The sequence below is a fragment of the Nonomuraea sp. NPDC049695 genome, from assembly GCF_040674955.1.
Lineage (GTDB): Bacteria > Actinomycetota > Actinomycetes > Streptosporangiales > Streptosporangiaceae > Nonomuraea > Nonomuraea helvata.
The window spans coordinates 182,355-196,660 of sequence record NZ_JBFANV010000004.1 but is presented as its reverse complement, the minus strand read 5'-3'; the positions used below and the strand labels follow the sequence as shown (position 1 = coordinate 196,660).

Below are 14,306 nucleotides of genomic sequence, written 5' to 3'. Positions count from 1 at the left end.
GACACTCCCGATGCTGGTCATGAAGGGCATCGTCAAGCAGTTCCCCGGCGTGCGCGCGCTGGACGGGGTCGACCTGGACGTACAGGCGGGCGAGGTGCACTGCCTGCTCGGCCAGAACGGCGCCGGCAAGTCCACCCTGATCAAGGTGCTGGCCGGGGTCCACCAGCCGGACGAGGGCACGATCTCGTTCAACGAGCGGGAAGTGCGCCCGAGCAGCCCCATAGACGCCATCAGGCTCGGCTTCGCCACCATCTACCAGGAGCTCGACCTCGTCGACGGGCTCAGCGTGGCCGAGAACATCTTCCTCGGCCACGAGCACGCCCGCTTCGGCTTCGTGAACAGGGCGGCCGCCAGGCGCGCGGCCCGCGAGGTGCTCGAGCGGCTGGGCCACCCGGAGATCCGCCCGTCGGCCGAGGTGGGGCGGCTGTCGCCGGCGGCCAAGCAGGTCGTGTCGATGGCGAGGGCGCTCTCGCACGACGCCCGCCTGATCATCATGGACGAGCCGTCCGCCGCTCTCGCCCACGACGAGGTCGCGAACCTCTTCCGCATCATCCGCGAGCTCACCGCCCAGGGCGTGGCCGTCGTCTACATCTCACACCGCCTGGAGGAGATCCGCGAGATCGGTGACCGGGTCACCGTGCTCAAGGACGGCCGCACGGTCGCCGTCGGCCTGCCCGCGCGCGACACCCCGACGGCGGAGATCGTCTCCCTCATGACGGGCAGGAACGTCGAGTACGTCTTCCCGCCCCGCGCCGAGCGCTCGCTGGGCGAGGAGGTGCTCAGGGCCGAGAACCTGTCCTCGCCGGGCGTCTTCTCCGGCGTCTCGTTCTCCGTGCGTGCGGGCGAGATCGTCGGGCTGGCCGGGCTCGTCGGCTCGGGGCGCTCGGAGATTCTCGAGGCCGTGTACGGCGCCCGCCCCTCCTCGGGACGCGTCCTGCTCGACGGGCAGCCCGTACGCCGGAGCGTCGTCGGCACCGTCAGGCGCGGCATGGGCCTGGCCCCGGAGGAGCGCAAGGCCCAGGCCCTGCTCCTCGACCAGAGCGTCACCGCCAACATCACGCTGGGCAGCCTGCCGGGGTTCGCCAGGTTCGGCTGGATCGACCGCAAACGTGAGCGGAGCGAGGCCAAGCGCCTGTCGGAAATGCTGGACATCCGGCCACCCGACCCCGAACGCCCGATCAGGACGCTCTCCGGCGGCAACCAGCAGAAGGCCGTGCTCGCCCGCTGGCTGCTCGGCGGCCGCAAACTCCTCCTGCTCGACGAGCCGACCAGGGGCGTGGACGTGGGCGCCAGGGCCGAGCTGTACGCGGTGATCCGCGACCTCGCCGAGCGCGGCATCGGCGTGCTGCTGGTCTCCAGCGAGGTCCCCGAGGTGCTCGGTCTCGCCGACCGGGTGCTGGTGTTACGCGAGGGCACGGTCATCCACGAGGGCGACGCCGCCGAGCTGGACGAACACCGCGTACTCGACATGATCATGAATGGGAGGGCGGCCTGATGAGCGAGCCCACAACAGAGGTGATGGCCGCGCCCCGGTCCTCGCGCGGCTTCGGCGGGCTCGGCGAGATGCGGCATCTCGGGCTGCTGGCGGCCCTGGCGCTGCTGGTCGTGGTCGGCCTGATCACCAGACCCGAGAACTTCGCCACCGCCTCCAACCTGGTCAGCATTCTCTCCCTGGCCGCCACGATCGGCGTGATCACGGTCGGGGCCACGTTCGTCATCATCGGCGGGGGCATCGACCTGTCGGTGGGCGCGGTCATGGCGCTGGCCTCGGTCTGGGCGACGACGCTCGCCACGCAGTCGTACGGACCGGTGGTGATGGCGATCTGCGCCATCCTGGTCGGCACGGGGGCGGGGCTGGTCAACGGGTTACTCATCGCCTACGGGCGGCTGGTGCCGTTCATCGCGACGCTGGCCATGCTCGTCGCCGCCCGCGGGCTGGCGCAGCGCATGTCCGACCGCAAGACGCAGCTCATCCAGGCGGACAACGCCGCCCTCGTGGACCTGTCGACCACCCGGGTGCTCGGCATCCCGCTGCTGGTCTACATCTTCGCCCTGGTCGTGGTGCTCGGGTGGATCGTGCTCAACCGCACGACGTTCGGGCGGCGGACGTACGCGGTCGGGGGCAACCCCGAGGCGGCCAGGCTCGCCGGGATCGACGTACGCAAGCACACGATGCTGCTGTACGCCCTGTCGGGACTGTGCTGCGGCATCGCCGCCATCCTGATCATGGCGCGTACGACGACGGGCTCGTCCACCCACGGCGACCTGTACGAACTCGACGCCATCGCCGCCGTCATCATCGGCGGCACGCTGCTGACCGGGGGCCGGGGCACGATCGTGGGCTCGATCCTGGGCCTGCTGATCTTCACCCTCATCACGAACCTCTTCATTCTCAACGGGCTCAACACCAGCGACCAGCTCATCGCCAAGGGCCTGATCATCGTCGTCGCCGTCCTTCTCCAGCGGCGGAACCTGAAGGAGAGAGCACCATGAGTGAGAACGTCGCGCGCAGGGGATTCCTCGTCGGCGGGGCCGTACTCTTAGCGGCCGGCTGCACCAGCAACGAGCCCGCGGCGGCGCCCTCCAGCGCGGCCGCCGCTCCCGCCCCCGCCGCGAGCGGCAACGACGAGGCCGGCCAGAAGGTCACGATCGGCTTCTCCGCGCCCGCCGCCGACCACGGCTGGATCGCGGCCATCGCCAAGAACGCCGAGAGTGCCGCGAAGCAGTACTCCGACGTCGACTTCAAGCCCGTCGAACCCACCAACGACATCAACCAGCAGATCTCGGCGGTCGAGTCGCTCATCGCCGCCAAGGTGAACGCGCTGGTCATCCTGCCCAACGACGGCCAGCAGCTGAACCAGGTCGCGCTGCAGGCGACCCAGGCGGGGATCCCGGTCATCAACCTCGACCGCGTCTTCCCCGACAAGCTGGCGTACCGGACCTGGATCGGCGGCGACAACTACGGCATGGGCGTCGCGGCCGGGCACTACATCGGCAAGCAGCTCAAGGACAAGGGCGTGGCCAACCCGGTCATCGTCGAGATCCAGGGCATCGCCACGCTGCCGTTGACGCAGGACCGCAGCAAGGGGTTCGCGGACGCGCTGAAGACGTACGGGTTCAGCGTGGCGGCCAAGCAGGACGCCAAGTTCACCGTCGAGACCGGCAACCAGGTGGCCACCTCGCTGCTCCAGGCGCACAAGAAGATCGACGCCATGTGGAACCACGACGACGACCAGGGCATCGGCGTGCTCGCCGCCATCAAGGAGGCGAACAGGAACGAGTTCATCATGGTCGGCGGCGCCGGGTCGCTGAACGCGATGAAGGAGATCCAGTCGGGCACGTCGGTGCTCAAGGCCACGGTCACCTACAGCCCAACGATGGCCTCCTCGGCGATCAAACTCGCGCGTCTGATAGCACAGGGGAAGGGCATGAGTGATCTGGTGGAGAACCAGGTTCCGCAGTCGATCACGCTCGCATCCGAGACCATCACCAAGGACAACGTCGAGAAGTACCTGGCGCTCGGCTTCGAATCCTGATCGGGGATTGCATGTCAGACAAGACCACCATCGGCGTAGGCATGATCGGCTACGCCTTCATGGGCCGCGTTCACTCCCAGGCCTGGCGGAGCGTGGGAGCCTTCTTCGACCTTCCGCTGACGCCGCGCATGGCGGTGATCGCCGGCCGGTCGAAGGAGCGCACCGAGGCCGCCGCGGCGCAGCTCGGCTGGGCCGATGTCGAGACCGACTGGAGAGAGCTGATCAAGCGTGACGACGTGCAGATCGTCGACATCTGCACGCCCGGCGACTCGCACGCCGAGATCGCCATCGCCGCGCTGCAGGCGGGCAAGCACGTGATCTGCGAGAAGCCGCTGGCCAACACCGTCGAGGAGGCCGAGGCCATGGTCCGGGCCGCGGCCTCCGCGACGGGCAGGAGCATGGTGGCGTTCAACTACCGGCGGGTGCCCGCGATCGCGCTCGCCCGCCGGTTCGTCGAGGAGGGCCGGCTCGGCGAGATCAGGCACGTGCGGGCGGCGTACCTGCAGGATTGGATCGTCGACCCGGAGTTCCCGCTGGTCTGGCGGCTGCAGAAGGACAAGGCCGGGTCGGGCGCGCTGGGCGACATCGGCGCGCACATCGTGGACGCGGCGCAGTTCATCACCGGGCAGAACATCGTGGGCGTCTCGGCGCTGACGGAGACGTTCATCAAGGAACGCCCGCTGGCCGCGGAGTCCGCGGGACTGGGCGCCTCGCGGGCGGAGTCCATGGGGCAGGTCACCGTGGACGACGCCGCCCTGTTCATCGGCCGGCTGTCGGGCGGCGCGCTGGCCTCGTTCGAGGCCACCCGCTTCGCCAACGGGCGCAAGAACGCGATGCGCATCGAGATCAACGGCTCGCTCGGCAGCCTGGCGTTCGACTTCGAGGCCATGAACGAGCTCTGGTTCAGCTCCGGAGGCGGCGGTTTCGAGCGGATCCTGGTCACCGAGCCCGAGCACCCGTACGTGGGCGCCTGGTGGCCGCCCGGGCACGGGCTCGGCTACGAGCACACCTTCACCCACGAGATCAAGGACTTCCTGGAGGCGGTCGCCACCGGGGCCGAGCCGTCGCCGTCGTTCGCGGACGGGCTGCGGGTGCAGCGGGTGCTGGAGGCGGTCGAGCAGAGCGCGGCTGAGGGCAGCCGCTACACGAACGTGGAGGACTGACGCATGCGACCTGTCACCCTGTTCACGGGGCAGTGGGCCGACCTGCCGTTCGAGGAAGTGTGCAGGCTGGCGGCCGAATGGGGCTACGACGGCCTGGAGATCGCCTGCTCGGGCGACCACTTCGACGTGGCCCAGGCCGTGGCGGACCCGTCGTACGTGGAGCAGAAGCGCGCTCAGCTCGACAAGCACGGACTCAAGGTCTGGACCATCTCCAACCACCTCGTCGGCCAGGCCGTCTGCGACCTCATCGACGAGCGCCACAAGTCCATCCTGCCCGCCCGCATCTGGGGCTCCGGCGACCCGGAGTCGGTACGCCAGGCCGCGGCGGAGGACATGAAGAACACGGCCCGGGCGGCCTCGCTGCTGGGCGTGGACACGGTGGTGGGCTTCACCGGGTCGTCGATCTGGCACACGGTGGCCATGTTCCCGCCGGTGCCCGCTTCGATGGTGGAGGCCGGCTACCAGGACTTCGCGGATCGCTGGAACCCGATCCTCGACGTCTTCGACGAGGTCGGGGTCCGCTTCGCCCACGAGGTCCACCCGAGCGAGATCGCCTACGACTACTACACGACCCAGCGGACGCTGGAGGCGATCGGTCACCGTCCCGCGTTCGGCCTGAACTGGGACCCGTCGCACATGGTCTGGCAGGACCTGGACCCGGTCGGGTTCATCCTGGACTTCAAGGACCGGATCTACCACGTGGACTGCAAGGACACGCGCATGCGCGTCGGGGACGGCCGCAAGGGCCGCCTGTCCTCGCATCTGCCGTGGGCGGACATGCGCCGCGGCTGGGACTTCGTCTCGACGGGGCGGGGTGACGTGCCGTGGGAGGACTGTTTCCGTGCCCTGAACTCGATCGGTTACGACGGGCCGATCTCGATCGAGTGGGAGGACGCGGGGATGGACCGCCTCGACGGGGCCAGGGAGGCTCTGGCGTACATCCGCAAGCTCAACTCCATCACCCCACCGGCCACCGCCTTCGACGCCGCCTTCTCGACGACGTAGGGGGCCGACAGCAAGGCCTTCCCCAAGGGCGGCGCTGCGCGCACGGAGCTCCAGGCAGCGCCCCCCAGGAGGCTCCCGCCCCTCGCGCACCCCCGGCGTCGGCCTGAGGCGAAGTCGTCATTGATTGACCGGTCGGGAGGATGCGTTTGCGGCCCTTGAGAAGTTGACGGGAGCGCGTCTGATCACTACATGACCGGTTCTCCAGTGGGCCTTGGTCTTGACCTTTGAGCGCGCACAGAGCCGCTGATCTTCTTACAGCGATCAATGCGATGTCGGATCCTTGTCCATCAGTTCCGGCAAGAAGGTCGTCGACGCGTCAACCGCCAGATGGCCGCACGGCCCGTGGAGGCGGCGGAAGGGCGAGCACCGCGCGGACGGCCGCCTTCAGGCGCTCTCGGCTGTCGGCTCCGATCACGGGCCTGCCGTCCGTGGTCGGCTCGGCCAGCGCTCGGCGGAACACGGCGGTCGGCAGGTCCACCACGCAGAGCGTCACCACCTCGACGCTGGCCCCGTCAGCTCGGTCCCACAGCGCCCGCGACAGGCGGGTCAGCAGCGCCACCAACCGCTTGTCCAGGGCGAACATAGCCTCGGCCAGCTCCTGCGGCACCTCGGGACCCAGCAACTGGTCACGGCGCACCGCCACGAGCATGCGGGCGGCGGCGGGCCGGCGGTCGGCGAACACCGCAGGGGTGCTCGCCGCCGCCGCCACCGCCTCGACTGCCGCCTCGCGGTCGCCTCCGTGTACCGCGTCGACGAGCTCGGTCTGCAGGTCCAGGTAATCTCCCGCCGCTCTCAGCCACAGCCGGCCGAGCAGCACCGGTAGCGACCCGAACGCGTGGTAGATCGCGCCGTTCGACACCCCGGAGGCCGTCGCCAGCGCTCGTACCGTGAACCGCTCGGGACCGCCGTCGGCCACCAGTTGCTCGGCGACGTCCAGCAAACGATCAAGATCGTGGACCCGAGGACGAGGCATGTCCACCACTATAACAGAGCACGTGCTCCGGAATTGTGTATCTTGGTCGGCATGATCTTGCGACAGCCAAGAGCTGTGATGTTCCGTAGGTCTCTGTCGGTCTTGCTCCCGATCGTCTGTGTCCTGGCCCTGCAGGTGGGCGGCTCCGCGTCGGCGAGCGCGGGCGGGTACGGCTGCACCGGGTCACTGGTGAAGAGCTGGCCCCTGCCGCTGAAGGACGAGATCACGCACAAGTACTACTACCTCAGCGACATCAAGCTGTACTACAACGCCCGTACCGGCTGGAACTGCGCCGTCCTCGCCAAGCGTCCCGGCCAATCGAGGTACGGCGAGCGCACGCCGATGGCCATCACCATGTGGAACGACACGTGGCCGTCGGAGGTCGTCAAGGACAACATCGAGGCGGACGACGGGCACTTCAAGTACTACGCGGGGCCGGTGAGGGTCTACGGCAAGCACCATTGTGTAAGCATCCTCGCCAAACACGGTGACTACTCGGGTCCTGACGATCCCGGCGGTCCCCAGTACAACGGCCGGCGCCTGATCGAGGACGTGGCCTGCCGCTGATCCGCGCCGACCGCTGAACCACCGATCCGGCCTCAATGCTGCAGGATGGGATGCCCCGTACCAGGGCGAAGCATCCCAGATAACCGAGCTCGCGCTACAGAACTGTGTATCTTTGACGACCTGATCCTCTGAGAATCGGGAGTTCTGATGTTCCGCGGGTCTTTGTCGGTCTTGCTCCCGATGGCCACCGTCATGGCTTCGCAAGTGGTCAGCTTCGTACCGTGAAGGGACGCCGGACGGCAATAGTGGTGCTGTCCTGCCTGCTCGTGCTGGTGGCGTGCACGGGTGAGCCGGAACTCACCGCGAGCCCCGCACCGACTGTGACCATGCTCCCGGCGGTGACGCCCGAGCCGCCCAAGGAGGAGGGGATGGAGGCGGTCGGATGGCGGCAGATCGTGGCGCGGGACGAGCGGGTGGCGACGTCGCTGAGAGATGTCGTGGCAACGGGCCCGGACACCGCGTGGGCCGTCGGATACTACGCCGATGCGGAGGACGAGCCGGCCGAGGGCGTGCTCTTGCGCGTGGACGGTGGGCGTTGGCGTGTGGTGGAGAACATGTCGGAACGTTTTCCGGCTGCGATCGACACCCCGCTGGAGGGTATCGACGCCGACGGTCCAAACAGCGTCTGGGCTGTGGGGAACGCGCGCGGCGACGAGGACGCTCCTTTCGCCTTGCATTGGGATGGTCGCGTCTGGAGGGCGTTCACCCCTCTTGGCACTCCTCTTGGCAAGGCGACGGGATACGCCCTGAGCGATGTGGCCGTGGACGGCAAGCGGGCCGTACTGATCGGATCACGAAGCGTCTTGAGCGGTGGCGACAACTACGAAACCCCCGTGCTGCTGTCGTGGGACGGCACGCGCTTCGGCAAACAGGAGCTCAAGCAGGCAGGAAGCTTCGCTGCCGTGGACTCCGGCGCCGGGCACACCTGGATCGGTGGGAGCCGGACGCGTACAGGATGCGCCGGCTCGCGTCCGGCGATCTGGCACAGGGAGTCCTTCCGGAGCTCACCCGTGGAGATGCCCCTGCCGGAGCTGGGCACCGGCGCCGTCCGGAGCATCTGGCAGAACAGTCCCTCCGATGTCTGGGCCGTGGGTGAGCGCGGCACCCAGGTGCTCTGCCGGGAGAGCGGCAGCGGCCGGCTGTTGGTGCTGCACTGGGACGGCACCTCCTGGAAGCAGGTCGAACTGCCCGACTGGCAGGGCGCTCTGCACAGCGTGACCGCCTTAGGCCCCGACGACGTGTGGGTGGTCGGCACCAACGACGTGTGGGAGTACGGCATGCCCCAAGCATCACGGATCATGCTGCTGCACTACGACGGGCGTACATGGACACGCCTGTACCTCAACGTCGGCGGCCCGGTGAGCGAGGACTGGAACGATTACGCGTTGGCCCGCGTCCCCGGTACCTCGACACTTCTGCTGGCCGGGTCGGCGAACTGCTGCGATGGGCAGAGAGCGGTCATCTACCGCCACTGATCAGCAGCTCGCCGGCCGCGAGAGCGCACGCTCCTCGCGGCCGGCTCCCGAAAGGTCAGTCCATGACGACGATCTGGCGGAGCACCTCGCCGCCCCGCAGCGCCTCCACGGCGTCGTTGAGGTCGGCCAGGCGGATGCGGGCGCTGATCATCGACTCCAGGTCCAGCTTGCCGGCCTTGTGGAGCTTGGCGAAGTAGGGGAAGGCGTGCCGCACGTCGGCCTCCCCGTACAGGCTGGACAGCAGGTTCTTGCCCTCGAACAGCAGGCTGAACGCCGAGATCGACACCATGTCGTCCACCGCGCCCGCCCCGACCACGATGACGTCGCCGCCCTGCCGGGTGAGCTGCCAGGCGCTCTGGATCGTGGCCGACTTGCCGACCACCTCGAAGCCGTAGTCGAAGCCCGCGCCGGCGGTGAGCTCGTTGAGGGCCTCCGGGACCTGCTCCGGGGTCACCGCGTGAGTCGCGCCCACCTTCTTGGCCAGCTCGTGCTTGGACCCCAGGGGGTCGACCGCGAGGATCATACGGGCGCCGGAGAGGCGGGCGCCCTGGATGACCGAGAGGCCGACGCCGCCGCAGCCGATCACCGCGACCGTCGAGCCCGGACGCACCTTGGCGGTGTTGATCGCGGCGCCCACGCCGGTCGTGATGCCGCAGCCGATCAAGGCCGCCGCCTCCCACGACACGTCCTCGTCGATCTTGATCGCGCCCTGCCACGGCACGACGATCTCCTCGGCCCAGGTGCCGCACCCGGCCATCCCGAACGCCGTCGCCCCGTCGCCCCCGAAGCGGAAGTTGCCCTTGGTGAACGCCTCGACCACGTACTTGATGCACAGGTACGGCTGGCCGCCCAGGCACAGGTCGCACTCCTGGCAGCCCGGCCGCCAGTTGATGACCACGTGGTCGCCCGGCTTGAGCGAGGTGACGTGCTCGCCGACCTCGACCACCTCGCCCGCGCCCTCGTGCCCGAGCACCAACGGCACGGGCTGCGGCAGGACACCGGTCATGGCCGACAGGTCCGAGTGGCAGACGCCCGTGGCCTTGATCCGTACGCGTACGTCCGCCGGCCCGACGGGGGCCAGGGTGACGTCGTCGCGGATGTCCAGCTTGTCGTTGCCTACGGCGTGCAGGATCGCGGCGCGCATGGGGTTCCTCCTCGAACTCAGGCGTAGGGCTGGCTATTCCTCGAGGGACAGAGCGGCTTTGGGGCAGGACCTGACCGCGTGGCGGACGCGGTCCTGCAACTCGGGGGGTGGTTCCGGCAGCAGGATGTGGAGCTGGTCGTCGTCGTCCACCTCGAACACCTCCGGCGCGAGCCCCATGCACACGGCGTTGGCCTCGCAGACCAGCTCGTCGACCTTGACTTTCATGTGAGCCTCCTGTGATCCCATGAGACCACCTTCGTCGGCTCGACGACGTACGCAACCCGCTTGCGCCCGGTCTGCTCCACGTACGGGAGCAGCAGTTCGTCCGGTACGCCCGGAGTCATCCGGCGGGCGACCATCAGGCCGACCTCCATGACGCGATCGCGGTCGTCCACCCGCTCGGCCTTCCCGTACACCAGGACGCCGCGCAGCTCGCCGTAATCGTCGCCGGTCTCGACCAGGCAGCTCACCCGGGGGTCGCGCGCCAGGTTGCGGGCCTTCTGGGATTTCGCGTAGGTCCAGAAGGTGATGCGCCCCTCGTCGAGCCCGTAGAACATGGTCACCAGGTGCGGCATGCCGTCCGGGTTGATGGTGGCCAGCTGCAGCTTGCGTGAGCTCTCGAGGAACGCGGTGACGTCGTCGTCCGACATCGCGATGCGAGCGCGCTGATTCACGTTGTAAGTAGAACAGGTTTCAGAACGGCCCTGCAAGGGGGCTCCTGGAATGTTATTCGGTTCGGCTAGGGTGCATCCCTATGTCGATGCCGTCAGAGCTGCGCCACGCAGCCAAGCACGCCAAGGGATTCATGCCGGCCGACGAGGGGCTGGCCCTGTTCGAGGCGGCCTGCCAGTACGGCAAGCTCGGGCCGATCTGCGAGATCGGCACCTACTGCGGCAAGTCGGCCGTCTACCTCGGCGCGGCGGCCAGGCAGGCCGGGTCCGTGGTCGTCACCGTGGACCATCACCGGGGCTCGGAGGAGATCCAGCCCGGATGGGCCCATCACGATCCGACGCTGGTGGATCACCGGTTCGGGAAGATGGACTCGTTGCCGACGTTCAGGACGACGATCGCGGCGGCCGGGCTCGAGGACGAGGTGATCGCGATCGTGGGCCGGTCGGAGCAGGTCGCCGCGCTCTGGAACACGCCTCTGGGCATGCTGTTCATCGACGGGGGACACTCGGAGGAGCCCGTGACCCGGGACTACGAGGGGTGGGCGCCGCACGTCATGGAGGGTGGTGCGGTGGTGTTCCACGACATCTATCCCGATCCCGCCGACGGGGGGCAGGCGCCGTACCGGATCTACCAGCGGGCGCTGCGGTCGGGGGCGTTCAGGGAGGTGTCGGTGGAGGGCTCGCTGCGCGTGCTGGAACGCGTCGGCCCCGGGATCTGACGGGGTCGGCTCTCCCCGGCCGTGCCGGCTCTGAGCGTGCCGCTCACGCCTCCCTGGCGCCGGTCTGACGTGAGCCGCGCCGGTTCGACGTGAGCCGTGCTGGTCCCACGTGAGCGGCCTGGGCGGCCGCCATGCCCGCGGCCAGGCAGGTCTGAGTGGCGTCTCAGTAGCGGTGGCGGCGGGTCCAGGAGCGGCGGGTCTGGGACTGCCAGTGCTGGAAGTCCTCGTGCGTGTGCGCCTCGTGCCCGAGCGCGATGAGCGCCTCGTCCGTCCACGACGCGGCCTCCTCCGGGCCGGCCCCCGCCAGGATCGGCACCGCCTGCGCCGTGTGGTCCGGCAGCGTCCCCGAGCGTAGCCTGGCGGCCACGGCGAACGCGCAGCCCTGCGCCAGATGGGCGCGGAACCCGTCGGCCCCGGCGTGCTCGCTCAGCCACCACAGCTCTTCGGACTCGGCACCGCCGGTGTACGTGGCGGCGAACCCGACCCCGCTCCACAGATCGGCCCGCCGCCCCGGCGGGTAGCCGCCGATCCTGGCGGCGACGTCGTCGGGCGCGGCGCAGTCGTGGTACCAGAGCAGCCGTCCCAGCCCCTGGTCGAACACCGCACAGTGCGCCCTGGTCAGCAGGTCGGGCATCATACGCTCGCCCACCATGCGATCGGCCCTGGTCAGGCTCCACTGGAAGCCGAACCCGTCCACCGCCAGCCACCGCAGCACCGGGTGCGCCCGCCTCGCTCCCCGCATGGGGCGCAGCCGCAGCAGTGCGTACGCGCGACCGGCTCCCAGGTAGGCGGCGTGGCGATGATGTTGGGCGGGGCCGGTCAGCAGCTCGTGAAGACGTCTGCCGCGCGTCAGCGTGAGCAGGTCGAGCACGGTGCAGGCGGCCGCGGCCCCCTCGTAGCCGAAGGGCCGCTGATCCGGCGTTATTTCCTCGATCTTCTCGACTTCCCGGGACATCACCGCGTTGAAGCCGAAAACGTATGAGCTTTCGGCGTTGGTGAATGCCGTCCGGGAGAGCCCGCCTCTGACCCGGAACCGTCGTCGGCTCAGATCGGACTCCAGCGGATCCTTGGCCAGAAACCTCCGCAGCCCTGTCGCCGTGGACAATGTCGGCTCGGTCCTGACCTGATCCAAGAGCAAGGTTGTGCCCGCGTCGCCCACGCTTCCCCCGAAGACGCCTCGTACGAGTCACTCCGAAGCTAGTAAGCCCATTGCGGCGATCCTCGGCGACGCACCGGATTTCGGGGGCAAAGAACCCGCAAAAGCGCTTGTGCCCCGTGGGCCAGGCGAGGTCAGAGGTCCTCCAGCCGAACGAGCCCGGTGCCGGCGGCACACCCGCAGCTCTCCGGGTCGGACACGGCCGTCCCCGCGATGTCACGGAACAGCCCCGATCCCGGTGTCAGCTCCAGCAGCGCGTCCGCCGCCAGGACGGCCGCGGCGGCCGTGTACCCGGACCGCTCGTGGGGGAAGTGCTTGCGGTTCGCGAACTGCCACCCCGTCCAGTACGAGCCGTCCTCGTGCCGCAGATGCTGCACGTCCCCGAACAACGTGACCGCCCGCTCCCGGTCCCCCAGGGCGTCGAGCGCCAGCACCAGCTCGCACGTCTCCGCCCCCGTCACCCACGGCTGGTCGGACACGCACCTGATCCCGAGCCCGGGCACCACGAACGTCGCCCACTCCCGTTCCAGCAGCTCGAACGCCTGCCGCCCGCGCACCGCGCCCCCGAGCACCGGGTAGTACCAGTCCATGGAGAAGCGGCTCTTGTCGGTGAACGCCTCGGGATGGGCTGCCAGCACGTGGGCCAGCCGGTCGGCGGCCAGCTCCCAGTGCGGCTGCGGATCGCCCAGGTGGTCGGCGAGCAGCACGCCGCAGCGCAGCCCCTGGTGGATGGAGGAGCACCCGGTGAGCAGCGCGTACGTCGAGGCCCTGCCGCGGGCGTCGCGCTCCCAGACGATCTCGCCCCGCTCCGTCTGCAGCCCGGCCACGTAGTCGAGCGCGGCTTTCACCATGGGCCAGTGCTCCTCGGTGAACGCCTGGTCGCCGGTGACGAGATGGTGGTGCCAGAGTCCGGCGGCGACGTAGGCGGCGTGGTTGCTCTCGCAGCCCAGCTCTGTGGGCACGCCGTCGACCAGCTTCATCGGCCAGGAGCCGTCGGGGCGCTGGTGGCGGGCCAGCCACGCGTAGCCGCGCCGTACGGGCTCCCCGAGGCCCGCGACGGCCATGGCCATCAGGCATTCGACGTGGTTCCAGGCGTCGACGTGGCCTTCCGGCCACGGCACGCCGCCGTCGTCCTGCTGTATCGCCGCGATGCTCTCGGCCGTCCGCACGACCTCCGCGCGGGAGATCATGGCTTCCTGACGTACAGGACCACGCTCTTGCCGATGATCGGGTTGAGCACGGCTTCGGCGATCCTCGTCGCCGCGGGGCGCTTCATGATGTCCCAGACCAGCAGCTCGTGGTACGCCTTGGCGAGCGGGTGGTCGTCGTTGCCGACGCCGACGGCGCACTTGATCCACCAGTACGGCGCGTGCAGCCCGTGGGCGTGGTGGTGGGGCCCGATCTCGAACCCGGTGGCCTTCAGCTTCGCCGAGAGCTCGGCCAGCGTGTAGATCCGGACATGTCCGCCGGGGGCCGTGTGGTAGGCCTCGTCCAGCGCCCAGCAGATGCGCTCGGGCAGGAAGCTCGGCACGGTCACGGCCGCCGTTCCGCCCGGCTTGAGCACGCGGAAGATCTCGCGCATGGCCGCCATGTCGTCGGGGATGTGCTCCAGCACCTCGGCCGCGATGACCCGGTCGAAGCTGCCGTCCTCGAACGGCATGTCCAGAGCCGTGCCCTGGACGGTCTGCCCACTCGCGCCCGGCGGCACCTCGCCCTCTTTGTCCATCGCCGCGAACATGGCCGCCACGCCGTCCAGCTCCGACTGGTCCATGTCGAACGCGATCACGTCCGCTCCCCGGCGCAGCACCTCGAAGGCGTGCCTGCCGCCGCCGCAGCCCAGGTCGAGCACGCGTACGCCGGGGCCGACGGGGAGCCGGGCGAAGTCCACGGTCAGCAC

The 14,306-nt window shown here is 69.3% G+C and carries 15 protein-coding genes; 8 read left to right on the top strand and 7 right to left on the bottom strand.

From position 1 onward, the window contains the following. Positions 1-10 precede the first annotated feature (10 nt). Genes AB0J64_RS05750 through AB0J64_RS05730 form a run of 5 tightly spaced genes read left to right on the top strand, consistent with a single transcriptional unit; the run spans position 11 to position 5,704 of the window. On the top strand, positions 11-1,495 hold the full coding sequence (locus tag AB0J64_RS05750; RefSeq protein ID WP_364021206.1) for a sugar ABC transporter ATP-binding protein: 1,485 nt from the start codon (positions 11-13) through the stop codon (positions 1,493-1,495). After that, complete coding sequence (locus AB0J64_RS05745) at positions 1,495-2,493, top strand: ABC transporter permease (protein ID WP_364021203.1); 999 nt, start codon at positions 1,495-1,497, stop codon at positions 2,491-2,493. Before AB0J64_RS05750 ends, AB0J64_RS05745 begins: the two co-directional genes overlap by 1 nt. Then, positions 2,490-3,536 carry an ABC transporter substrate-binding protein gene (locus tag AB0J64_RS05740; RefSeq protein WP_364021200.1) on the top strand — a complete coding sequence of 349 codons (1,047 nt, stop codon included), beginning with the start codon at positions 2,490-2,492 and terminating at the stop codon, positions 3,534-3,536. The genes AB0J64_RS05745 and AB0J64_RS05740 overlap by 4 nt, the downstream gene beginning before the upstream one ends. An 11-nt stretch (positions 3,537-3,547) precedes the next feature. Beyond that, a complete protein-coding gene (locus AB0J64_RS05735; RefSeq protein ID WP_364021197.1) occupies positions 3,548-4,699 on the top strand; it encodes a Gfo/Idh/MocA family oxidoreductase in 1,152 nt (383 codons plus the stop codon). Between the two features lie 3 nt (positions 4,700-4,702). Further along, complete coding sequence (locus AB0J64_RS05730; protein WP_364021194.1) at positions 4,703-5,704, top strand: sugar phosphate isomerase/epimerase family protein; 1,002 nt, start codon at positions 4,703-4,705, stop codon at positions 5,702-5,704. A 316-nt stretch (positions 5,705-6,020) separates the two neighbouring features. On the opposite strand, the gene AB0J64_RS05725 is transcribed toward AB0J64_RS05730, so the two are convergent. Continuing rightward, positions 6,021-6,677: a helix-turn-helix domain-containing protein gene (locus AB0J64_RS05725; RefSeq protein WP_364021191.1), complete on the bottom strand. Its 657-nt coding sequence runs from the start codon at positions 6,675-6,677 to the stop codon at positions 6,021-6,023. Positions 6,678-6,755: 78 nt separating this feature from the next. Here AB0J64_RS05725 and AB0J64_RS05720 point away from each other — a divergent pair, with 78 nt between their 5' ends. Further along, on the top strand, positions 6,756-7,244 hold the full coding sequence (locus AB0J64_RS05720) for a hypothetical protein (protein WP_364021188.1): 489 nt from the start codon (positions 6,756-6,758) through the stop codon (positions 7,242-7,244). A gap of 221 nt (positions 7,245-7,465) precedes the next feature. Then, the gene (locus AB0J64_RS05715) at positions 7,466-8,719 is read left to right on the top strand and encodes a hypothetical protein (RefSeq protein ID WP_364021186.1); all 1,254 of its coding nucleotides are present in this window, start codon (positions 7,466-7,468) and stop codon (positions 8,717-8,719) included. A gap of 55 nt (positions 8,720-8,774) precedes the next feature. Here the strand turns inward: AB0J64_RS05715 and AB0J64_RS05710 are convergent, their stop codons facing one another. Genes AB0J64_RS05710 through AB0J64_RS05700 form a run of 3 tightly spaced genes read right to left on the bottom strand, consistent with a single transcriptional unit; the run spans position 8,775 to position 10,537 of the window. Continuing rightward, the gene (locus AB0J64_RS05710) at positions 8,775-9,863 is read right to left on the bottom strand and encodes a Zn-dependent alcohol dehydrogenase (protein ID WP_364021183.1); all 1,089 of its coding nucleotides are present in this window, start codon (positions 9,861-9,863) and stop codon (positions 8,775-8,777) included. Positions 9,864-9,896: 33 nt separating this feature from the next. Continuing rightward, a complete protein-coding gene (locus tag AB0J64_RS05705; protein ID WP_168009876.1) occupies positions 9,897-10,088 on the bottom strand; it encodes a ferredoxin in 192 nt (63 codons plus the stop codon). Next, positions 10,085-10,537 carry a pyridoxamine 5'-phosphate oxidase family protein gene (locus tag AB0J64_RS05700; protein ID WP_364021179.1) on the bottom strand — a complete coding sequence of 151 codons (453 nt, stop codon included), beginning with the start codon at positions 10,535-10,537 and terminating at the stop codon, positions 10,085-10,087. The genes AB0J64_RS05705 and AB0J64_RS05700 overlap by 4 nt, the downstream gene beginning before the upstream one ends. Before the next feature lie 86 nt (positions 10,538-10,623). On the opposite strand from AB0J64_RS05700, the gene AB0J64_RS05695 reads away from it, so the two are divergent. After that, the gene (locus AB0J64_RS05695; protein ID WP_364021409.1) at positions 10,624-11,253 is read left to right on the top strand and encodes a class I SAM-dependent methyltransferase; all 630 of its coding nucleotides are present in this window, start codon (positions 10,624-10,626) and stop codon (positions 11,251-11,253) included. Positions 11,254-11,416: 163 nt separating this feature from the next. On the opposite strand, the gene AB0J64_RS05690 is transcribed toward AB0J64_RS05695, so the two are convergent. From AB0J64_RS05690 to AB0J64_RS05680, 3 genes are all read right to left on the bottom strand, one after another. Further along, positions 11,417-12,412 (bottom strand): DUF1702 family protein, encoded by a 996-nt coding sequence (locus AB0J64_RS05690; protein WP_364021176.1) that lies wholly within the window; start codon positions 12,410-12,412, stop codon positions 11,417-11,419. A gap of 131 nt (positions 12,413-12,543) precedes the next feature. Continuing rightward, a complete protein-coding gene (locus tag AB0J64_RS05685; protein ID WP_364021174.1) occupies positions 12,544-13,599 on the bottom strand; it encodes a prenyltransferase in 1,056 nt (351 codons plus the stop codon). Continuing rightward, positions 13,596-14,306: a methyltransferase domain-containing protein gene (locus tag AB0J64_RS05680; RefSeq protein ID WP_344992041.1), complete on the bottom strand. Its 711-nt coding sequence runs from the start codon at positions 14,304-14,306 to the stop codon at positions 13,596-13,598. Before AB0J64_RS05680 ends, AB0J64_RS05685 begins: the two co-directional genes overlap by 4 nt.